General features: G+C 43.7%; 22 protein-coding genes. 5 read left to right on the forward strand and 17 right to left on the reverse strand.

The window, feature by feature from the left end; genetic code table 11:
• Window positions 1-31 precede the first annotated feature (31 nt).
• Window positions 32-1126, forward strand: a complete 1095-nt coding sequence (locus tag ASD40_RS09535; RefSeq protein WP_057303068.1) for a coiled-coil domain-containing protein — start codon at window positions 32-34, stop codon at window positions 1124-1126.
• Between the two features lie 37 nt (window positions 1127-1163).
• On the forward strand, window positions 1164-1652 hold the full coding sequence (locus ASD40_RS09540; protein ID WP_057303069.1) for a hypothetical protein: 489 nt from the start codon (window positions 1164-1166) through the stop codon (window positions 1650-1652).
• Between the two features lie 55 nt (window positions 1653-1707).
• Here ASD40_RS09540 and ASD40_RS09545 read toward each other — a convergent pair whose 3' ends face one another.
• Entirely contained in the window at window positions 1708-3039 is a 1332-nt protein-coding gene (locus ASD40_RS09545; RefSeq protein WP_057303070.1) for a PhoH family protein, read from the reverse strand.
• A gap of 113 nt (window positions 3040-3152) precedes the next feature.
• Here ASD40_RS09545 and ASD40_RS09550 point away from each other — a divergent pair, with 113 nt between their 5' ends.
• Window positions 3153-3698, forward strand: a complete 546-nt coding sequence (locus tag ASD40_RS09550; protein WP_057303071.1) for a YhcN/YlaJ family sporulation lipoprotein — start codon at window positions 3153-3155, stop codon at window positions 3696-3698.
• Window positions 3699-3738: 40 nt separating this feature from the next.
• On the opposite strand, the gene ASD40_RS37135 is transcribed toward ASD40_RS09550, so the two are convergent.
• From ASD40_RS37135 to ASD40_RS09580, 7 genes are all read right to left on the reverse strand, one after another.
• Window positions 3739-3882 (reverse strand): hypothetical protein, encoded by a 144-nt coding sequence (locus ASD40_RS37135; protein ID WP_156389951.1) that lies wholly within the window; start codon window positions 3880-3882, stop codon window positions 3739-3741.
• Between the two features lie 180 nt (window positions 3883-4062).
• Window positions 4063-4344: a hypothetical protein gene (locus ASD40_RS09555; protein WP_057303072.1), complete on the reverse strand. Its 282-nt coding sequence runs from the start codon at window positions 4342-4344 to the stop codon at window positions 4063-4065.
• 1 nt (window position 4345) lies between these two features.
• Window positions 4346-4777, reverse strand: a complete 432-nt coding sequence (locus ASD40_RS09560; protein ID WP_057303073.1) for a hypothetical protein — start codon at window positions 4775-4777, stop codon at window positions 4346-4348.
• A 47-nt stretch (window positions 4778-4824) separates the two neighbouring features.
• A complete protein-coding gene (locus ASD40_RS09565) occupies window positions 4825-5100 on the reverse strand; it encodes a YlaH-like family protein (protein ID WP_057303233.1) in 276 nt (91 codons plus the stop codon).
• A gap of 245 nt (window positions 5101-5345) precedes the next feature.
• Complete coding sequence (gene typA, locus ASD40_RS09570) at window positions 5346-7187, reverse strand: translational GTPase TypA (protein WP_047672328.1); 1842 nt, start codon at window positions 7185-7187, stop codon at window positions 5346-5348.
• A 164-nt stretch (window positions 7188-7351) separates the two neighbouring features.
• Window positions 7352-7834, reverse strand: coding sequence for a hypothetical protein (locus ASD40_RS09575; RefSeq protein WP_057303074.1), 483 nt, complete (start codon window positions 7832-7834; stop codon window positions 7352-7354).
• Between the two features lie 222 nt (window positions 7835-8056).
• A complete protein-coding gene (locus ASD40_RS09580; RefSeq protein WP_057303075.1) occupies window positions 8057-8425 on the reverse strand; it encodes a hypothetical protein in 369 nt (122 codons plus the stop codon).
• Between the two features lie 135 nt (window positions 8426-8560).
• Between ASD40_RS09580 and ASD40_RS09585 the strand changes: the two genes are divergently transcribed.
• The gene (locus ASD40_RS09585) at window positions 8561-9766 is read left to right on the forward strand and encodes an MFS transporter (protein ID WP_057303076.1); all 1206 of its coding nucleotides are present in this window, start codon (window positions 8561-8563) and stop codon (window positions 9764-9766) included.
• Window positions 9767-9872: 106 nt separating this feature from the next.
• On the opposite strand, the gene ASD40_RS09590 is transcribed toward ASD40_RS09585, so the two are convergent.
• The 9 genes from ASD40_RS09590 to ASD40_RS09630 all read right to left on the reverse strand — a co-directional run bounded on the left by ASD40_RS09590 (window position 9873) and on the right by ASD40_RS09630 (window position 18050).
• Window positions 9873-10553: a TerC family protein gene (locus ASD40_RS09590; protein WP_057303077.1), complete on the reverse strand. Its 681-nt coding sequence runs from the start codon at window positions 10551-10553 to the stop codon at window positions 9873-9875.
• A 104-nt stretch (window positions 10554-10657) separates the two neighbouring features.
• A complete protein-coding gene (thiI, locus tag ASD40_RS09595; RefSeq protein WP_057303078.1) occupies window positions 10658-11860 on the reverse strand; it encodes a tRNA uracil 4-sulfurtransferase ThiI in 1203 nt (400 codons plus the stop codon).
• Window positions 11857-13035, reverse strand: a complete 1179-nt coding sequence (locus tag ASD40_RS09600) for a cysteine desulfurase family protein (protein WP_057303079.1) — start codon at window positions 13033-13035, stop codon at window positions 11857-11859. Before ASD40_RS09600 ends, thiI begins: the two co-directional genes overlap by 4 nt.
• Window positions 13036-13197: 162 nt before the next feature.
• Window positions 13198-13905, reverse strand: a complete 708-nt coding sequence (locus ASD40_RS09605) for a lytic transglycosylase domain-containing protein (RefSeq protein WP_057303080.1) — start codon at window positions 13903-13905, stop codon at window positions 13198-13200.
• Between the two features lie 126 nt (window positions 13906-14031).
• Window positions 14032-15324 (reverse strand): hemolysin family protein, encoded by a 1293-nt coding sequence (locus tag ASD40_RS09610; RefSeq protein WP_057303234.1) that lies wholly within the window; start codon window positions 15322-15324, stop codon window positions 14032-14034.
• Between the two features lie 337 nt (window positions 15325-15661).
• Window positions 15662-16093, reverse strand: a complete 432-nt coding sequence (locus tag ASD40_RS09615; protein ID WP_057303081.1) for a hypothetical protein — start codon at window positions 16091-16093, stop codon at window positions 15662-15664.
• Window positions 16094-16114: 21 nt separating this feature from the next.
• On the reverse strand, window positions 16115-16330 hold the full coding sequence (locus ASD40_RS09620) for a DUF1540 domain-containing protein (protein WP_029195901.1): 216 nt from the start codon (window positions 16328-16330) through the stop codon (window positions 16115-16117).
• A gap of 47 nt (window positions 16331-16377) precedes the next feature.
• Window positions 16378-17472: a glycoside hydrolase family 15 protein gene (locus tag ASD40_RS09625; RefSeq protein ID WP_057303082.1), complete on the reverse strand. Its 1095-nt coding sequence runs from the start codon at window positions 17470-17472 to the stop codon at window positions 16378-16380.
• 77 nt (window positions 17473-17549) lie between these two features.
• Complete coding sequence (locus tag ASD40_RS09630) at window positions 17550-18050, reverse strand: YpuI family protein (protein WP_029195899.1); 501 nt, start codon at window positions 18048-18050, stop codon at window positions 17550-17552.
• Window positions 18051-18223: 173 nt separating this feature from the next.
• Here ASD40_RS09630 and ASD40_RS09635 point away from each other — a divergent pair, with 173 nt between their 5' ends.
• A complete protein-coding gene (locus tag ASD40_RS09635; RefSeq protein WP_057303083.1) occupies window positions 18224-20140 on the forward strand; it encodes a S8 family peptidase in 1917 nt (638 codons plus the stop codon).
• Window positions 20141-20297 lie beyond the last annotated feature (157 nt).

Raw genomic sequence — 20297 nt, forward strand, 5'->3', positions numbered from 1 at the left:
ATAATCTGTTCTTAGGGGGAGAATTCGTTCAATGATATATAAATTCATAGCTATGATGTTGTCTATTCTATTACTTACTCAAATAACACTACCGCTTCATACAATCTCAGCCGAAGAAAAGACACCTACACAAGACGAAACCAAAGATCTCGTCCAAAAAGGGCTTACCATTTTCGAAATTGACAAAGAAGTGGCCCGATTAAACGAACAAGATGCAAACATCGTTGCTCAAATCAAACAAAATGAACAAGATATCATCAAGCAGAACAGCAACGTTGATAACACCCGAAAACATGCCGGAAAAGTGCTGAGAGCTTATTATACAGGGGATCGAGATTCGATCTGGATGCTGCTGTTTACCGTTAGTTCCTTTACGGATGCATTGCGAATGTTCGAGTATTTACAAATGATTATTAGTAATGATCATCGCGCTTTATCAGCTTTCACAGAATCGTTTAAGAAATTGAAAAGCCTGCGAACCGAACTTGATTCTTCACGCGTCGAACTTCAGAAAACGAAAGAGAAATTCCTCACACAGCGTGAGAGACTCGTAAAGCTTCAAGAAGAGCTGGATAAACAACTAGCCGTCAGTGCACAAGCACAAGTCATAGAAGCCCAAATAAAAAGCTTAAATGACCAATGGAAGCAAGAAGGCATCCCTTTATTTCGCGAGTACTTGAATAATTTATCATCAGCTTTCCGAGAACTGCCACAGTATGTAACGAAAGAAAATAAATTCATGGACTTATCTTCCATCAAAAATCCGGTCATAACGATTAGTGATACGGATTTCAACGCTTACCTTCATTCAAAAAATGAGCTTTTACAGAATTTGAATTTTGAATTTGCTGATGGGTCGATCATTGCAAAAGGTAAAAAGGATCATTTACAAATCGCGTTGGAAGGAATGTTTTTGTTGAAGGAACATCCCGACATGAATGAAGTCCGCTTTGTTGTGGATAAACTTGAATTCAATGGCTTCCAACTGCCTGATACCACTATTGAAGACTTTATGAAAGAATTCCAGCTTGGTTTCATCCCGAAAAAAATTGTCAATTATCTCGATGTCGTTAGTGTAGAGACGAAGAATGGCATCGCAGTTGTAAAACTCAAATTATCCCTGTAAAGTAACAGAGGATAACGAAGTAAAGTGAGGACTACAAATGGAACCGAAAATTGGTCTGATGATGGATCTGCCCGAAGGAAAAATACCTGGATTTTACGCGCAAATCGTTAAAGCTCTCGCTGGTAAAGTTGAATTATTTGACCGCGACAAAGAAATGCTTATTGTCAGCAATGAAGAACAACAGCTCGCAGCGCTCGATGTTATGGCTCATTTCAATATCGAGACGAACCTAATGCAGCTTCGGCTGCTGCCGGATGATGCTGAATTGACTGATCTATTCAGTGATTATGGCTTTACTAGCAGTGCAGAGCACAATTATTTATACGATAAGCTTGTTGTACAATTCCGCTTTACAGCAGATAGCCCCCAAGCTGAAATCGACCAAGCGGCCCTTCAGATCGAAGAACACCTACTTGCTCAGTACCAGGCTCAGGATCACACTGTGTACGTCGTCGATCGGCAGCTCGAAGAGCTCATGCAGGGTATTGCCAAAGCTTATCGATGCCGCATTGAGATGCTGCCTTAGAACACACCAAAAAGCCCACATCCCCTTATATCGGGGTGTGGGCTTTTTGAATTTATCAGAGCAGATCGGCTGCCAATTGCGCAAGATGCGAGCGTTCACCACGTTCAAGAGTGATATGCCCACTAATACCTTCTTGTTTGAATCTTTCAACCACATAAGTTAATCCATTACTCGAGGCATCGAGATATGGATGATCGATTTGGTCTGGGTCACCCAGAAGAACAATTTTACTGCCCTCTCCTACGCGGGAAACGATCGTTTTCACCTCGTGCTTGGATAAGTTTTGCGCCTCATCAATAATGATGAATTGGCCGGGAATTGAGCGTCCGCGAATGTACGTCAGAGCTTCCACTTGAATACTACCGAGACCTGCTAATATTTTTTCAATGTCTCCCGGCTTTTTGGTATCGAATAAATACTCCAAATTATCATAGATCGGCTGCATCCAGGGACGCAGCTTTTCATCTTTTTCACCAGGCAGATAACCAATATCCTTGCCCATTGGAACAACGGGTCGAGCAATTAGCAATTTTTTATATTTACGATCATCCTCAATCTTCATAAGGCCCGCAGCTAACGTGAGCAGCGTTTTACCTGTACCCGCTTTCCCAGTCAGGGTGACGAGCGGGATTTCGTCATTGAGCAGGAGCTCAAGAGCCATTCGTTGCTGCGCGTTACGCGCTGCAATCCCCCAAATGGGATCGTTACTCATGAAGAGTGGCTCCAGCTTTTTGGCATCGGGCGTCACTTTCAATAAAGCTGATTTGGAGGAACCCAGCTCATCCCGCAAAATGACAAATTCGTGAGGATGCAGCATATAGCCCAAATTAAGCGATGTCACAGTCAAGAAACGATAAGAATAAAACTCATCAATGATAGAAGGATGCACGTATAACGTTATATATCCTGTATACATATCCGTTTGTGCAACAATGCGATCAGTTAAATAATCCTGTGCAGGTATACCGAGGACATCCGCTTTAATACGAACTAATGTATCTTTACTCACGATAACAACTGGTCTCGGGTATTCATTCCCCTGCTCTTCAAGATGATAGTTGAGCGCGACCGCAAGAATTCGGTTATCATTCGTTAATTCAGCAAATGTTTCCTGCAGCTTCGCGAAGCTGCGATGGTTGAGTTCCACTTTAATGCTGCCGCCATGTTCGAGCGTGATGCCATCGGACAAGTTGCCTTTCGTTCTTAATCCATCCAGCAATCTCGAAACATGTCTCGCATTACGGCCTATTTCGTCCGCATTTCGTTTCTTAGAATCGATTTCCTCCAACACCACGGCGGGTATGACTACTTCATTATCTTCGAACGCGAATAAAGCATTAGGGTCCTGAAGCAGAACATTGGTATCCAACACGTAAATTTTTTTCATTGGTGTGTCCCCTCCCAGATTTGGCGTTAGATCATTGGTTATACGAAATACATACAACCTAGCTGTGCCGGACAAACTAAACGCGAGATTCAGGAAAGAAAGGAACGATTCAAGTGAGACTATTGTGCGTAGTTATAGTAATACTGACCCTCGCGGTTGGCTGTAGTCAAGCGCCGAAAAGTGGTGCCCCCTCTCAAAATCCGAATCAAAATCAAGTAAAAGTTCAACAAATCGCCCCACAAAAGCTCGAGATAAAAGATTCTAAGGCTGTTGCAGAACGTTTGGAAAACCTAGCCACCAGCGTCCCTCAGGTTGAAAGCGCGCACTGCGTCGTCTTCGGTAATACCGCCGTTGTCGGCATTAACATTAAGAAAGATTTGGATCGAGCCAGAGTCGGCACCGTCAAGTACTCGGTAGCTGAAGCGCTCAAGAAAGATCCATACGGAGTTAATGCTATTGTTACTGCAGATTTGGACTTAGATCAACGCTTGCGCAACATCCGGGATAACGTTCGAGCAGGAAGACCAATTACTGGATTCGCAGAGCAAATGGCAGATATCATGGGCCGTGCAATGCCTCAGCTGCCGCGTGATATTCGCAATATGCCAAACAATGCGGGACCTAACGTTACGAATCAGGCGGAAATGCCGAACCCGTAATCCACCGAAGATAACAAAAAGCCTGACTGCATACGCAGATCTAGGCTTTTTTTATCGCATCAAAAACTCGGCCGGCTGGATTCACAGTGACTCGGCTTACACAAGTTTTCTCATATTCAGGCTCGGTCATCATTTGGGCGCGATCCATCCATTGCTTCGGTAAAGCTGTGTTGTGTTCAGCCATATCGTTTGCGCCTCCTACTAGGTGGTTGAAAACGCTCCTTACACTTACAGTATAGCATAGCCGGTGGCAAGCGTTCCACCCTTATGTATCTATTTTCAAATCATGAGAACACTCCTTTTTCAGCCACATATATCCTAGTGTACGTCGGTTTAAAAAAGTTATGTCGACAAGCATAAACGTCTATTGATTATTGTAAATCGGATTCGAATTAATATCATCAAGCAGCTTTTCCGCCGATTCACGATCAAAACTTTGTTTACTCTTAATACTTTCTTGTTCATAGGCGATGTGAATTTTCATCCGATCCAATTCGTCCACAATTTCCATATGACTGACCCCATGATCTTCACGCAAAATAAGCGCAAAAAAATCAAGTGTCTCTTTGGCCGCTTCGTCATCCGGTCTTGCTTGACTTACAATATGCATTTGCAACCAGTTAAAAAAGGCGTCTTGCAGTTTCATTTTAACGCCCGTCCTCTCTAAGTAAAATAACATCGCAGCCTAATTCCAGCCAACGAAGCCATTGATTTTTCCAAATGATTTGATCGGCATCTAAAGCGCTATCATCTAATGATGACACAAAGCCCCAAGCTTCCTCTTGCTTCAGTAGACGATCTAGAAAGGCTTCTGCACAATGCGATAAATGAAAAGGATCACCATCAAACACAACAGCCTCAGAATGCGATAAATCAAGTTCTACGAGCTCTGAACCACATATCTCTACATCGTCACTTAACAGCAGACTAGCTTTAAACATTGATAGCAATCTGGGGTGCCTCACATTCGCCAATTCACGGAAAGCTTCCAGCTTTGTGAGCGGAGAGCAGAGCAAACGATCAGACCCCAACACCAAAGGAGAATAGCCTGCAATCGGAGTTAACCAGTATCGAGTCATTCGCCCCTCCTTAGAGCTTTGCTTTAGCAAAAGTAATCATAAATCTATTAAGTGGGTCTATTACCGCTTCTTTTCTCGATAAAATAACGAATGCGAACCAGAAACATTAACGATATGGCAACAGCTAGGCAGAGCACGATAGGTAGTCCTACAATTTGAAAAACAAGCAGCATAACCGATCCAATGGCCAACAGCACATAGATGATAGCTGTCTTGAGAACCGGCAATTTACGCGTCCGGAAAACTTTGTTATACACATAAGACATAAATATAAAGATTAACAGATAAGTGATGTACAGGTGATTTCCAAACCACTCGTTCAAGGCAGTCAAAACATACACTCCATTTCATTCAAAAAGTAAAGTCAATTATCATTATCCCTTAAAATTACAAATAAATGAGAAAACCTCTATCGGAGTCATTCATGGATGAGCGACCGCGTTTAGAGGTAGGTTTTATCGCCATGTAGAAAGATGCTTCGGTATTACCGAAACGAACACTTTCTACTGTGGAAAAGGGAAATGCGGCACAGAAGCCCACATTTCCCATATTTAGAACAGTTTGTGAATTACACGTTAGCTTCAGCTGTTTTGCGGTGTTTCTCCGCACGCTCGCGCTCGCTTTTGTTCAAAATCTTTTTACGAATACGGACGGATTTCGGTGTGATTTCACAATATTCATCATCGTTCAAATACTCAAGTGCTTGCTCCAAAGAGTACATGCGAGGAGTTTTCATTTTTACAGTTTCTTCTTTGTTCGCGGAACGGATGTTGTTTACCGCTTTTTCCTTACAGATGTTAACGATGATATCATTGTCGCGCGTATGCTCACCAACGACCATTCCTTCGTAAACTTCTGTTTGTGGATGAACGAACAGGATACCGCGATCTTCAACAGAAAGGATTCCGTATAAAGTAGATACGCCAGATTCACTGGAAACAAGTACGCCCTCATGACGTCCGCCAACACCAGCTCCTTGGTAAGGACCATAGCTGTCAAAAGCATGGTTCATAATACCGTAGCCGCGAGTTAACGTCAAGAAGTTCGTTCTGTAACCGATCAAACCACGTGCAGGGATTAAGAACTCAAGACGAACGTTACCGCTGCCGTTGTTGATCATGTTGACCATCTCGGCTTTACGGGAACCTAAGCTCTCCATAACGGAACCCATGCTGTCTTCTGGAACGTCGATGATTAAACGCTCAATCGGCTCCATTTTTTGACCGTCGATTTGACGAATGATAACTTCTGGTTTGGATACTTGTAATTCAAAGCCTTCACGGCGCATGTTTTCAATCAAAATACCTAAGTGAAGCTCACCGCGGCCAGATACAACGAAAGCATCCGGGCTGTCTGTATCTTCAACGCGCAAACTTACGTCTGTTTCAAGCTCTTTGTAAAGACGCTCGCGAATTTTACGGGAAGTTACCCATTTCCCTTCACGTCCTGCGAATGGTGAGTTATTGACGATAAATGTCATTTGCAGCGTTGGCTCATCAATTTTCAAAACTGGCAATGCTTCCGGATTCGCAGGATCTGCTACCGTTTCACCAATGTTGATATCTTTGATCCCTGCAATGGCAATGATGTCCCCTGCAGCTGCTTCTTCGATCTCAATACGTTTCAAGCCTGTGAAACCAAAAAGTTTCTCGATTCTTGCTTGCTTCTGACCGCCTTCACGCGTCATAACAGCAACAGTCTGGCCTTGACGGATTTTACCACGGTTCACACGGCCTACGCCGATACGACCCAAGTACTCATTGTAATCCATCAATGTAACAAGGAACTGAAGCGGTTGATCAACATCTTCTGTTGGAGCTGGGATGTGACTAACAATCGTTTCATAAATAGCTTCCATGTTGTCATCTTGTTTCTCAGCATCAAGACTTGATGTACCTTGTAATGCGGAAGCATATACAACGTGGAAATCAAGCTGCTCATCCGTAGCACCTAGCTCAATGAAAAGATCAAGAACTTCGTCAACAACTTCTTGAGGACGAGCGTTCGGACGGTCAATTTTGTTAACAACTACAACCGGAGAAAGATTGCTTTCTAATGCTTTACGTAGAACGAACTTCGTTTGCGGCATGGTGCCTTCGAAAGCATCAACAACCAGCAAAACACCGTCTACCATTTTCATGATACGCTCTACTTCACCACCGAAATCGGCATGTCCAGGTGTATCCACAATGTTAATCAGGTAGTCTTTATAATTAATTGCTGTATTTTTTGCAAGAATGGTAATACCGCGTTCTCTCTCGAGATCGTTGGAGTCCATCGCTCTCTCTTGAACAGCCTCGTTCTCGCGGAAAGTACCGGATTGTTGAAGTAATTTATCTACTAGTGTCGTTTTACCGTGGTCAACGTGAGCGATAATTGCAATATTGCGAATTTTGTCTCTTGCGTGCATGAATGTCAAACCCTCTCTACCCTATAATTTTCGTCTCTGTTCATAAAACAAGCGTCGGACGAAAGCGCCGACGCTTGACATTTACACTTATTATACGCAGTTTCTCGACATTATGCAAGGTAAATGCCGCTCAACATAAAACTTTTACAAGTATATGCCTGAAATTACCACACATTTCGCTTGCGGAAAATCATGACAAGTCCAGCTACCACAAGGATCAAAGCGATTACATAGATCCCTAAATGAATTAGTAGAGTTAACCCGAAACATACAGTTGAAATGATTCCCAGCACCATTGCACCTATCAAAACACCGCGATCACTTCCACGATCGAACAGATGCATCTCATATAATCCGATGGCTACACCAAGAATGAATCCCGGCCATAGATAGCTCATTGAACCCCAACCAAATATATTGCAGTAAAAGAACATTAGTGCATAAGTCGTTAATATACCTCCAGGTACAAGAACGCCTGCGGGCAGTGACCGATTAAAAAAGAATACGTGGAACAGCAGCCCAGGAATAAGTAAAACTAGCGGCCAGAAAAACGAAAGAAGAACATGGAAAAAACCTAATTTACCGAGAAGCAATAGGGCGGCCAGGCCAATTAACAGGATACCAATGGAGTAGCTATTTCTAGCCATTCAAATCCCCTCCTAATTCACTTATCAATAAGGGATCAACTTCGACACCCTTCAACAAATAGTTTATCGTACCTGGCTAGAAATTGCTAGGTGTTTGGCGCTACTATCGGCCTCGCCGTTTAGCCTCCAGCAATGCGTCCGGCGACGCATGTTCGCCGCTGGTGGTGAGGGCGGAGCGCTGCAGCAGGCGAACGCCCTAGCCCAACAGACCGAGCGGCAGAGCTAAGCGCCGCCATCAGCAGGTACTTGCTGATGGGAGTCAATCGCTTCTGCGCGGCAGAAGCGAAGATGAAGGCTTCCCAGATGCTCTAGCGAGAGCATCCGGCTGCATGTAAGCTTAGCAAGCTGCTGAAGCTTGCTGAGGCCCTGTCTGTCCGTGATCTGATACACCGGTGAACAAGGAATCAGGAAGCCGGAAGTCGAGCTGCCGATGACCCGCTTCTCGGCCCCCTCTTCGCTGCCGGCTGTGAGCACTTCAGTCTTGGCTATAAAAACGCCAGACTTATCCACAGATAGCTTTGCTGAATATTCACTAAGGATAAGGTGAATTGAAAGCGATAGCCACAGCCCGCTTAACGATGCGAATCGCAAAAGCACTCACCTTACCAAGAGCGATGGACATCGCTTTACTTGCGTTCAAATTCTTCAGCATGGGCATACTACTACGCGTGCAGCCCGTTTTCCCCCTGTCAAACAGGTTTGCTTATGGACAACTTGGGAGGTAACATGAAACCGTTATTTGTAGATAATAAAAAGAAAAAACCGCTTTGGACCAAAGCTTTCCTGATTACATCTTTATCCAATTTACTGCTTTTCTTTAGTTTTCAAATGCTCATTCCAACGATCCCTACACATGTGTCGCAATTAGGCGGAAATGATATTCAAGTCGGTCTCGTCATTGGCATTTTCACGATTTCTTCACTGCTAACCCGCCCTTTTGCTGGGCGAGCGCTAGATTTGTTTGGAAGAAAACATGTGCTTTTGGTTGGACTCGCGATTTGCGCGCTGACTATTGCCGGATATTCCTATATGGCTGCTGTTACGCTTATTCTTACTGCACGCTTTGTTCATGGGATCGGTTGGGGGATGTCCACAACCTCCTTAGGCACTGTTATAGCCGACATTATTCCAGCGGAGCGCCGCGGAGAAGGAATGGGCTATTACGGGTTGTCCAATACATTCGCTATGGCACTTGCACCGCTTACAGGCTTATGGTTGATGCAAACCTATGGCTTCCCCCGCGTACTTTTAATCTCAACATTGTTAGCACTGCTTTCCTTGTTAAGTTCTCTTTTTATTACCTATACCAAACCGTTGCCTCTCGAAAAGTCGGCCCAAAGGCCAAAGCTTATGGATCGTTTATGGGAACGAAGCGCAATGCTTCCCTCCGGTTTATTGCTATGTACAGCAATTTGTTATGGAGGAATTGTGACCTTTATTACGCTGTTCGGCCACGAAGCCGGCATTTCGAATGTCGGTTGGTTCTTCCTTTGTAATGCCTCCATGGTGCTAATTGTTAGACCTATAACCGGCATGTTGTTTGATCGAAAAGGACCCGAATGGGTGCTCCTGCCCGGCGCTCTATTTACCCTTGCAGGACTCTTGCTTCTTTCTTATGCTCACTCAGAAGCTAGCTTAGCCGCAGCAGCGATATGCTATGGCATAGGGTTCGGATCCTTGCAGCCGGCGCTGCAGGCTTGGACCATTGCACGTGCTGCTCCAAATCGCCGCGGTGCAGCCAACGGAACCTTCTTCTCCGCCAATGATCTCGGTATTGGGTTAGGAGCGATGGTTTTGGGAGCTCTCGCTAACATAAGCGGGAGTTATGCACTGATGTACCGTTATTCAACAGTGCTTATTCTTGTTTTCATCCTTATTTATGGATGGTGCTTTTGGCAAGCTCGACGAGGCGTTCAGATGGCACAGCATTAACTTGAATATCGTACTTTATCGGACATTTGGAAAAAAGTTTCAATTTCTAACATGAAAAAACAAACCGCTTCGCTGATAACTTCAGCTTGGCGGTTTTCCAAATCCTCTATTCATTTCTTGCATTGAATTGCAGCAATCGTACCCATTTCACGGTTAAGCCGATCATAATAACGAGAGAAGCCGCCACAATAGGGATCCATACATGCAGCGATTCATAATCATGCAGCAGCCAATCAATCATTTTCTCATCTTTAACGAACATTTCCCCCGCTGTATATCCGAGAATGCCTGCCCCCATAAATACAAGAATTGGAAATTTATGCAGCAGATCCATCACTAGTGAACTTCCCCAAATAATGATGGGGATACTGAGCCCTATACCTAGAATGATGACTGTATTGTTCCCATTCCCTTTAGCCGCAATCGCAAGAACATTATCCAAACTCATAACGAAATCCGCTACAACAATCGTCCATATCGCTCTACCAAGCGTAGAGGCTTCCTTCACATTTGCATGGCTGTCATCATCCGTAAGCAGTTTTATGGCAATCCAGAATAGCAGAATAGATCCCCCTGCTTGTATATATGGGATATCGAGCAGGCTTACAGCAACTAAAGTCAGGACCAATCGCAATGCAATAGCGCCGAAAGCTCCCCACCATATCGCAAGCTTACGCTGGGCAATCGGCAAATTTTTGCTCGCCAACGCAATGACGACGGCATTGTCACCGCTAAGCACAATATTGATCAACATAATTTGTAAAAACAAAATGAGCGCATCAATCATGCTTTACAACCTCCCAAGATGCATGGCAAGCAGGTGGCGATGTCTGCGATCTTAGCGGCGAATAGGCTAGAAGTGGAGAGACTTTGAGCTACGCTCAAAGATCCCTATATTAAGTCCGACACCTTCTTCATTTGTCCATGAACAATTTCAATGGTTTCTGTTTGTAAGACAGCTTTCTCAATTAATTCAGATAAGAAGTCCATGCTCATTTCGATTTTCTCAACCATACGCAGGTTAGGATTGGTACTTGGGGATGGAGGAAGAAATAAGGAACAGCAATCCTCATAAGGCAAAATCGAGATCGGGAAAGTGCCTATGGATTCGGCTATTCGAATAATCTCTTGCTTGTCCATCATCATGAGCGGCTGTAGAAGCGGCAGCGTTACAACACGCCCTATGACATTTAGGCTTGGCAGTGTTTGACTAGCAACCTGACCTAAGCTTTCACCGGTCACTAACGCACTTATACCTTCTCGGTCTGCAATCTGTTCAGCAATGCGATACATCGCCCTTCGTATAAGCGTTACTAATAAATTATCTTGATACTCACGGTGGATAGATGTCTGTACTTCCGTAAATGGAACCAAATGAAGCTTCAATGAATCCGTGTAAGCAGATAGTTGGTGTGCCAGTTCAATCACTTTATCCTTCGCACGCTCGCTTGTGTAAGGATAACTATGAAAGTGAATCGCCTCGATGGAAAGTCCCTTGCGCATCGCTAACCAACCGGCAACCGGACTATCAATTCCCCCAGATAGCATCAGCAGCGCTTTACCACTCGTTCCAGACGGGAATCCTCCTGCCCCCTCAATAACCTCTACATACATGAGTACTTGCTCTTCGCGAATCTCCACCCGCAGCTCAACCTCTGGATTATGAACATCCACTTGAAGACCCAGTGAAGCTTGGAGCACATAGCCTCCAACCAAATAATTCATTCGCTGTGAATCAATTGGAAATGATTTGTTCACTCTGCGAACGGTAACTTTAAAGGTTGCAGGTTGTTTAGGCAAAGCCTGCATCATACGCAGCGCCATCTCTTGAATGGCTTCGACCTCCATAGGTGCATGATAGGCAGGACTAAACGACGCAAGTCCAAAAACGCGCTGCAAAGCTGCTGAAGCTTCTTCATAAGCTGCTCCCCCTAGCTCCACATATACGCGTCCAAACTCGGGAATATACCTTAAATCAGGAAATGAACCTAAAACTTTACGAATTTGAGTCATGACGCTTCTCTCAAAACGCTTACGATTTTTCCCTTTGAGCATCATCTCGCCAAAGCGCAAAATTAAACAATCCGGTTTCATCTTCGGTTCCCCCTTCTGACTGATGATTTGCTGAGCATGGGAGTAAGATCCTTTACGACCTCCCGCAATGCGGTGACAAATAACGCTATCTCTTCTTCTTGATGTTCGTCAGAGAAGCTGATTCTAAGTCCGCTAACAGCTCTCTCTCGACTACAGCCTAAAGCTAGCATCACCGTACTTGGATCAGATTCCTCTGAAGCACAGGCTGATTTCGTAGAAATGTATACTTGCCGCTGTTCAAGAGCGTGAACGACAACCTCAGCCTTCATTCCAACGAAGGCAAAGTGAACAATATGGGGAGCCATCTCCTCTTCCAGTTCGGATCCTGTAAGGGTAAGCTCAGGGATTGATGAGATACCATCCACAATCAAGCGTCTTAACCGATACTTATGCTCTGTTTTGGCTGTAAGGTTGTCTACGGAAAGACGCAGTGCTTTGGCCATTCCTACAATGAGTGGGACGTTCTCCGTACCGGAGCGAATACCATATTCTTGACCGCCCCCTAGAAGCAGCGGTTTAAGCTGCACACCCTCTCTGCGGTATAGAAATCCAACTCCTTTAGGTCCTCTGAATTTATGAGCAGATGCACTACATAAGTCAACGCCCCACTCTTTAGGTTGAAAAGGAAGCTTTGCAATGCCTTGAACGGCATCAACATGAAATAACACCTTTGGAAATTGAGCTAACCATCGGCCGATTTCTTGGATTGGCTGAATCGTTCCTACTTCATTATTGACATACATCACGCTAACAAGGATGGTGTCTTCCGTTATTGCTGCTTGAAGGCTCTCTAGCTCAACGCACCCCTTGCTATTCACAGGTAAATAAGTAACTCGAAAACCCTCACGTTCCAGTTCGAGAAAAACTTCTTTCACCGAAGAGTGTTCGATTTGCGTAGTAATGAGATGCTTTCCGCGGTTTTGATAGCTGTAAACGGCACCTTTAATCGCCAAATTATTACTTTCCGTCCCGCCAGACGTACATATAATTTCAGCAGGCAGCACACCTAATGCTCCTGCAATCACCTCTTTGGAGCTGTTTAGCAGCTTCTCCGCTTGTATGCCAAATCGATGAATTGAAGATGGATTTCCATAATGTTCCTTCATCACTTCGGCTATCGTATCAATGACTTCCTCATAAAGCGGCGTTGTCGCCGCGTAGTCCAAATAAAGCATTTTTTGTTGATTCCCCTTCTTCACGCTCTAGCTGCCGCGCACAATCAATTTCAATTCCTTTCATCATTAAAGCCTAAAATAGGGCATAACTCAAGCATTCTCGGATAACACAAAAAGCCGACCTCCGCATAAACATGCGAAAATCAGCTTATTAGCTAATGATTATAACGAAAAATTCTGCCTGTGACCCATCACTTTAGTGATGTAGTCTTGCGTTTCTCTTGGTAGTAAATGGAGCTTGTTTGCAAGATCCTGATCGGTCTTGATGCCTAATCGGTCAACACGTCCAGGTCCTGCATTATAAGCTGCAAGAGCAACCCCTTCATTTCCGTTGTACTTCTTAATTAAGTTGCTAAGGAAATGAGTACCCGCATCTACATTTTGCTTAGGATCAAATGGGTTCGTTACTCCGAAGCCTCCGCCTGTCCCGTCCATAAGCTGCATTAAACCTTTGGCACCTGCCGGCGATACGGCCTGGTGATTGAATTCTGATTCTTGCTGAATAACCGCCTTGACTAGCGATGTATCCACACCGTATTTATGACTTGCCTCTTGGATTAAACCGTCAAACTGTGAGACCGAGGATGCTTTGCTCACGGATTGTAGCGGTGTATAAGCTCTATTCAAAGCCCCTAAAGAACTTGGCATACTGTTTGTTGTGTTACCTACCATGGAAGATAAAGTGTCTTGGCTTGTAACGCCAGTTCCGTTGGATTGCCCCATGATCGTGTCGAGCAATGCACTAAAATCACCTGAATCATCCGTACTTGATGCCGCGGTTTCACCGGAAAGCAAACTCATTTTACTCATCAACTGAAGCTGGAGCAGTTCTTTCATTACTCTAGGATCAATGCTGTTCGTGCTATTCATCCGTCAGACCTCGTTTCTATCCATTCATGTTGTCTTCATTGTACACGTTTTGTGCCCTGACGACCATCCCCAATTTATAAAGAATCATAAGAAAAGAGACCGTCAATTGACAGTCTCTCTTCTATCTCAAGAAATGTTTTGCTGTAGTAACTCACTCTCATCCGACAATTTTCTTACCATGACACGAGAAATCCGCAGATGATCTGTCTCTTCAACAATAAATATAAACTCATCGTTGTAACTTACTTGCTGGTTCTTGCTTGGCGGTATCTCTGTTTTCGAGTAAATCCATCCACCAATTGTATCATAATCATCCGACTCAATTTCAAGTCCGAAATACTCATTCACTTCATCAATTAGCAGCAATCCGTCAATGGAAAAGGTGTTTTCATCCTTGATTTCGATTGTAGGACGCTCTTCATCGAACTCATCTTGAATTTCTCCAACAATTTCTTCCATAATGTCTTCCAGTGTCACAAGACCTGATGTTCCACCGTACTCATCTATGAGCAGTGCCATCTGACTTTTTCGTTTCTGCATCATTTTTAACAAATCACTAATAAGAATCGAATCTGGCACCGTCGTTATCGGTCGGATAATTTTCTTGATCCCTCTCAGGTTCGCATCCGGCTTGAGTAAATCCTTGATGTGGACGAAGCCAATAATATTGTCTTTGTCCGGATCACATACCGGGTAGCGCGTACGCATTTCTTTGATGGCGATCGCAAGATTCTCAGAATAGGAAAGTCCGGCATACAAACATTCCATTTCTGTTCTTGGGATCATAATTTCCCTGGCAGTCGTCTCTGCAAATCCAAATATATTATCAACAAGCGTGAGCTCTGTATTATCTATAAGTCCGTTTTTGTGACTTTCTTTCATAAGGACACGAATTTCATCCTCCGTATGCGCCGATTCATGTTCAGTTGCAGGCTCGATTCCCGCACGTCGTAACATCCAGTTCGAAATACCATTCAATAACCAAATAAACGGATACATCACTTTGTAGAAAAATACCATGGGCCCTGCAGATAGCAGAGTTATTTGTTCAGCTTTACGAATCGCATACGTCTTAGGGAACTGTTCGCCTAATGTAATATGCAATGTGGTCATTAAGGAGAAAGCTATAATGAAGGTAATCGTATGGAACACCGATTCTGGCAAATTCAGAGGAGCGAATAATGGTTCCAGAATTTTGGCGAACGTCGGTTCCCCGACATAACCAAGTCCCAACGAAGTGAGTGTAATCCCGAGCTGACAAGCACCTAAGTAGGCGTCAAGATTATTCATGATTCCTTGTGCAAATTTCGCATTGCGGCGACCTTCTCCAACAAGCGAATCAATGCGACTACCTCTTACCTTGACCATCGCGAATTCAGCTGCGACAAAAAAACCATTTAATATGACCAGTCCAAACATTAACAGAAAACTGATTAACGTTCCGGGCAAAGGATCTTCCAATACCTTACCTATCCCCTATCAAGCACGTTTACCGCACCAAGGAGAATAGGTACACCTCCCTTAATTTCGATTTGAATTTGAATTATCACTTTTCATTATATAATAATACTGTAATCATTCAAAGGTGCGAATATGACTCCTGAAGCCAAATAGTACGAGCAAATGGGAGTATACGCATTAAAACGATGCCATAATGAGTCTCTACCCGCTATTTATCACTTTGAAACGCGAATTTACGCGATTTTTTTCAGAAAAAAACAAAAACAAGCCGATCTCTCGGCTTGTTTGAAATCGGTCATGCATAAAAGGGTACTAACAAAAAATAGGCGGCGACGGCAATAAAACCAAGCGCGATTGACCAAGACCCTAGTCTTTTATTCCCCATAAAGAACGCAATAACGCCAAGCAATATACCCGAAATACCTAGCAACACAGGCCACACAAAAAGGGAAGCCAAGGCAACGAACAAAGCGACATAGCCTACTGCTTTATTACGCGTGACAGCCTCTACCAATTCTGCAACCTCTTCATCAGACACTTCAGAGTGGGTTTCAAGCCTCTCTGGCTTATTGGCCTTATATTGCTCGGCATAGTTAATTCTTCGCGTAGGTGCTGTAATTTCGGCTGCGTATTCTTCCTTATGGTTCAATCCGCTTTCAACGCGGAGCTGATCTTTTTGGAACCGCTCCTTGGTGGCATGATCTAGAGGGACATCGTCTTTATTCATGCTGCCTCCATGTTACGCACCTTAATGTTTATTCTTAGCTTTGAAAGTGTGGCAGCAAGTATTAGCTACTTTGTTTGCTGCATCTTGATGATCCGTATCAAATGATTCCCCTGCAAACTCTTCATTATAATTGGCGGCAGCATGCTGATCGACTTCAATCATAATCGTTCCTGCACTACAGTTGTTGCCTTGCGCCCAATATTCGCAATTGGCAACTGCACATTTTACATCCGGCATAATCATCACCCCTTTAACAATTTGCCCGCTATCAGGGCGAACTATGCTTATTTTAAGCTGTCAGAAAGCACCAAGAACATCGCTTGAGACCAAAGAAGCGGCAGCGCTGGCTCTCCCCATTTGGCAATCCATTCCGGGTGAGATGAGGGATCTCTAAGGCTTTCCGCGACTTGCTCCGGCAATCGGCCAAGCTTATCTGCTTTACTCATTACCCAATCTAAGCATCGCTGAGCCTCTTCACGATTACCCAGCTTCGCCTGGTACCATCCATACCATGCAGTAAGCAGCAGCCACTCTCCGCCCCCATAATAGCGATCCTCGACATATCTTTGGATACCTTCATGCTTGAGGTCAGCTTCAATAGCTTGTACCGTCTTCAACATAATAGGATCATTAACTTCACAGACACCGAAAGGAACGGTCAGCCACAACAGACTTGCATCCACGCCATTTAAAGCAGGCTGCCATACTTCTTCCAAGCAATGAATAGATTTAACGAAACGCCCCTCATAGACGGCATGATCCATGATAAACTTTTTTATCAACGCCGCTTTCTCTAGCAGTGGAGGACGATTCTCTAGTTCACCAAGTGCCTTTAAACCGCCATAAACACATGCTAATGTAGCTGGATGAACGTAATCAGGAAACTCTTCCCAACAATCAAAATTCGGAAAATGCCAGAACGTCATCAAATAATCAACAGTTATCTCAATACTCTCTCTCAACTCATCTAAGAGCTCGGAATGACCAGTTATACGAATATGTTCCGTAAGACCCCATAGCCACGCTCCATAACCATCCAGTTGAAAATGTCCCCACTCTGATACATCATCACGGCCATCTAAATGATAACGTGTTCCAAAAAATTCGGAGCGGTCTATCCATTCTTTGGCTTCCTGTTTACGAATTAACGCATCCACACGCGGACGCTTGTCCTTCAAAACATGATGTACCCAGCGATAGAATAGCTCAGCACTTTCGGTTTCCATAGAGCGATCCATCGCATTCGCGATAAAAGTCCCATCTCTGAGCCAACTGTAAGAGTACGGCGGAAATAACGGTGAAGCTACATAACCCCCGCTAGGATGCTGGTTCAGCTTAATAATCGAGATACTGCTGTTGATTAATTGTTCACGCTCCATGCATCATGTCTCCTTTTAAAAGAAAAAGGATGCGCTTATAGTCGCATCCCTTCTTGTATTTGCCAATTCAATTAAAATTATACTTTTTCGCCTTGCATACGACGTTGAGTGATGTAATCTGTTTCATAGTAAGACAAATCTTCACGAAGTTCCTCGAATACTTTGGACAGCTCAATCGTCAAATCACGTACTTCACGTGATGGCTTTTTGCGGAAACGAATAGCATCTTGTCCTGTATAAGCATAACGACCATCTTCAGAGTAGCATTCATTTTTAGGGTAGAAAAATGTATTGACACATGTATGATAAACCTCATACAGTACTTTTTCCGAAAAATCCACATTAAAAGTAGGACGTCTCAAGCTAACGCCCAATTTCTCGTACGCCACTTCACAAAATACTAATAGATGGCGAGTATCCTGCAAATAACCGCGGTAAAACTCATCCATAGCAGGATCATTCTCCACATTTAACTGTGCGAGCGAATTTTGATTCAGAAACAGCTCCATTTTGGCAGTCGTTTCTTTTAACTTCGTACGCGTTGAATCACAAATATTTTTCACATTAAAAACAGCCATTTATGAAGACCTCCTATAATTGCGCTATTCCTATCCTACCATAAATTAACCCGAAGTGGTATATGTAAAACTCCAGTTTCCATGTATAAAACAATCCTCCGCTCCTCACCCTAGTCAAAGGTAATTCGTTTCGTCAGCGGAATACTAAGCACGTTTAGAAGGAGGAGCTTTTTATGTGGCGTTATCTGTCATCTATGACTTTAGTTCTTGGTTTAGGCATTATCCTTTTCCCACACCATTCAAATAACGAGAACCAACCTGGACCCGAAGTGTACAGTACAAAGTATGAAACAACTGCAAAGTTATCTCTTCTGGAACAAGACGTTAAGCTGACTGATGATCTATGTAGAAGCCAATGTTCCATCGATTATTCGCGAATGCTTAGCAAAATTGAAAGCGGAGAGCCAACTTTAACAGTGCTAAGCGAAATGAAAAAAGAACATGAAAAAATGGATGTGCTTATTTGGTCGAAGCAAAGCCAACCTTTGGAAAAAGGGATTACAGTAGGTGAAGTGCCAAGTTCTTATAAAGAACAGGCCCTCTCCTATTTAAAGGAAGCTAAACTAGCCGTCGATGAAGGAAAACATTACCAATCACCTAAATTCGGCGCGGCGCAGCAAATTTATTTCGTTCAGGGCACTCCTTCAACTAATAGAGACAGCTCCTTAGTAGGTGTTATTCATCAGGATATTCTTCATCAAGTAACTGATCACCAGTTGAAAAACTTACGCCTAGAGCCTTATCCTAGTGAAAATCGTTGGAAAGTCGAGTCAGTGGATACGGACACTTTACAAGATAAAGTCGTCGATCATCCTGAGGATAATCAAGGAACAAGCCACTATCATCAAAATGAAGTAGTGGTCCGCTTCAAGCAGGATCCAACGGAAACTCAGCTGACACAAATCAAAAACGAAATAAAAGCCATTTCCGCCCAAAAACTCGGTTATACGTATGTATTCCGCACGCAAAGCATGGAAGCCAAAGCATTAATGACTTATTTCAAAAAATGGGATGTCGTCTATGTAGAGCCTCATTTCCTCTACTTAACAAATGATTATTATGACGATCAAGAAGAAGCTGCGAATAAAGATGACTCCAGTCAGACAGATTCGGGAGCCTCGAGTTCGACCTCAACTGATATAACGGCTAATTTTATGCCTAATGATAATCTATACAGTAGGTATCAATGGAACTTGCCTCTTATCGAGACTGTTCAGGGATGGCAATTATCGCGCGGTTCGAAAGATGTGATCGTCGCTGTTGTCGACACAGGAGTTGACTTGAAGCACCCTGATCTGACTTCTAAACTTTTGCCTGGCTATAATGTCATTAGTGATAATGACAACCCGCAGGATGATGTTGGACATGGTACACATGTCACAGGTGTTATTTCTGCATTAGTTAACAACAATCTAGGTGTAGCAGGTATGACTTGGTATAACAAAGTATTACCAGTCAAAGTTTTAGATCAAACTGGAGCAGGCAGTACCTATTCAGTCGCTCAAGGTATCATTTGGGCTGCTGACCATGGCGCTAAAGTCATGAATCTCAGCCTTGGCAATTACGCGGATTCAAGCTTTCTCCACGACGCCATCCGATATGCCTACAATAAAGATGTGGCACTCATCGCGGCGAGCGGCAACGACAATACAGAAAGACCTGGTTTTCCAGCCGCTTATCCGGAAGTGTTAGCTGTGGCCGCGAGTGATTCTCAAAATAACAAGGCACCCTTTTCAAATTATGGCGACTATATTGCTGTGACGGCCCCTGGTGTCAGTATCGCGAGTACGTATCCAAATAATCAATACGCCGCGTTATCGGGTACATCCATGGCTAGCCCTCATGTCACTGCTTTGGCAGCCTTAGTTCGTTCTACGAATCCTAGTTTGAAAAACACGGAGGTTTACGAAATCATTAAACAATCCGCACAAGACCTTGGTACAAAAGGCAGAGACAAATACTTCGGCTTCGGATTAATAGATGTTGTGAAAGCTGTAAAAATGGCCGAACAAAGCTCACAGCAGATTTCTTACTTTCCGCAAAACCTATCTCGTCAAATGCATCTCATTACGAAAAAGTATGCCTATTAAAGTAAAAGGGGCTGTCCCAAAAGTCAATTTATGATTTTTGAGCCCACTTAGAATCAGATTCATATGTAAAAAGAACCTCCATCTCACCACTTTAGTAGTGGAATTGGAGGTTCTTTTGTTTATATTTGGGACATGCTCAATCATGCGAGTACTTTTG

Origin of the sequence: Paenibacillus sp. Root444D2 (assembly GCF_001426375.1) — a bacterium.
Lineage (GTDB): Bacteria > Bacillota > Bacilli > Paenibacillales > NBRC-103111 > Paenibacillus_E.

Coding starts and splice junctions, on each gene's coding strand:
- ASD40_RS09555 (WP_057303072.1), bottom strand. CDS start 4,344: ATGAAACTGCAAGACGCCTTTTTTAACTGGTTGCAAATGCATATTGTA.
- ASD40_RS09615 (WP_057303081.1), bottom strand. CDS start 16,093: ATGAATAAAGACGATGTCCCTCTAGATCATGCCACCAAGGAGCGGTTC.
- ASD40_RS09590 (WP_057303077.1), bottom strand. CDS start 10,553: ATGATTGATGCGCTCATTTTGTTTTTACAAATTATGTTGATCAATATT.
- ASD40_RS09625 (WP_057303082.1), bottom strand. CDS start 17,472: ATGGAGCGTGAACAATTAATCAACAGCAGTATCTCGATTATTAAGCTG.
- ASD40_RS09585 (WP_057303076.1), top strand. CDS start 8,561: ATGAAACCGTTATTTGTAGATAATAAAAAGAAAAAACCGCTTTGGACC.
- ASD40_RS09575 (WP_057303074.1), bottom strand. CDS start 7,834: ATGGCTAGAAATAGCTACTCCATTGGTATCCTGTTAATTGGCCTGGCC.
- ASD40_RS09600 (WP_057303079.1), bottom strand. CDS start 13,035: ATGCTTTATTTGGACTACGCGGCGACAACGCCGCTTTATGAGGAAGTC.
- ASD40_RS09620 (WP_029195901.1), bottom strand. CDS start 16,330: ATGCCGGATGTAAAATGTGCAGTTGCCAATTGCGAATATTGGGCGCAA.
- ASD40_RS09635 (WP_057303083.1), top strand. CDS start 18,224: ATGTGGCGTTATCTGTCATCTATGACTTTAGTTCTTGGTTTAGGCATT.
- ASD40_RS09630 (WP_029195899.1), bottom strand. CDS start 18,050: ATGGCTGTTTTTAATGTGAAAAATATTTGTGATTCAACGCGTACGAAG.
- thiI (WP_057303078.1), bottom strand. CDS start 11,860: ATGAAACCGGATTGTTTAATTTTGCGCTTTGGCGAGATGATGCTCAAA.
- ASD40_RS37135 (WP_156389951.1), bottom strand. CDS start 3,882: ATGGCTGAACACAACACAGCTTTACCGAAGCAATGGATGGATCGCGCC.
- ASD40_RS09605 (WP_057303080.1), bottom strand. CDS start 13,905: ATGAATAGCACGAACAGCATTGATCCTAGAGTAATGAAAGAACTGCTC.
- typA (WP_047672328.1), bottom strand. CDS start 7,187: ATGCACGCAAGAGACAAAATTCGCAATATTGCAATTATCGCTCACGTT.
- ASD40_RS09540 (WP_057303069.1), top strand. CDS start 1,164: ATGGAACCGAAAATTGGTCTGATGATGGATCTGCCCGAAGGAAAAATA.
- ASD40_RS09610 (WP_057303234.1), bottom strand. CDS start 15,324: ATGTTTGGACTGGTCATATTAAATGGTTTTTTTGTCGCAGCTGAATTC.
- ASD40_RS09545 (WP_057303070.1), bottom strand. CDS start 3,039: ATGAAAAAAATTTACGTGTTGGATACCAATGTTCTGCTTCAGGACCCT.
- ASD40_RS09560 (WP_057303073.1), bottom strand. CDS start 4,777: ATGACTCGATACTGGTTAACTCCGATTGCAGGCTATTCTCCTTTGGTG.
- ASD40_RS09535 (WP_057303068.1), top strand. CDS start 32: ATGATATATAAATTCATAGCTATGATGTTGTCTATTCTATTACTTACT.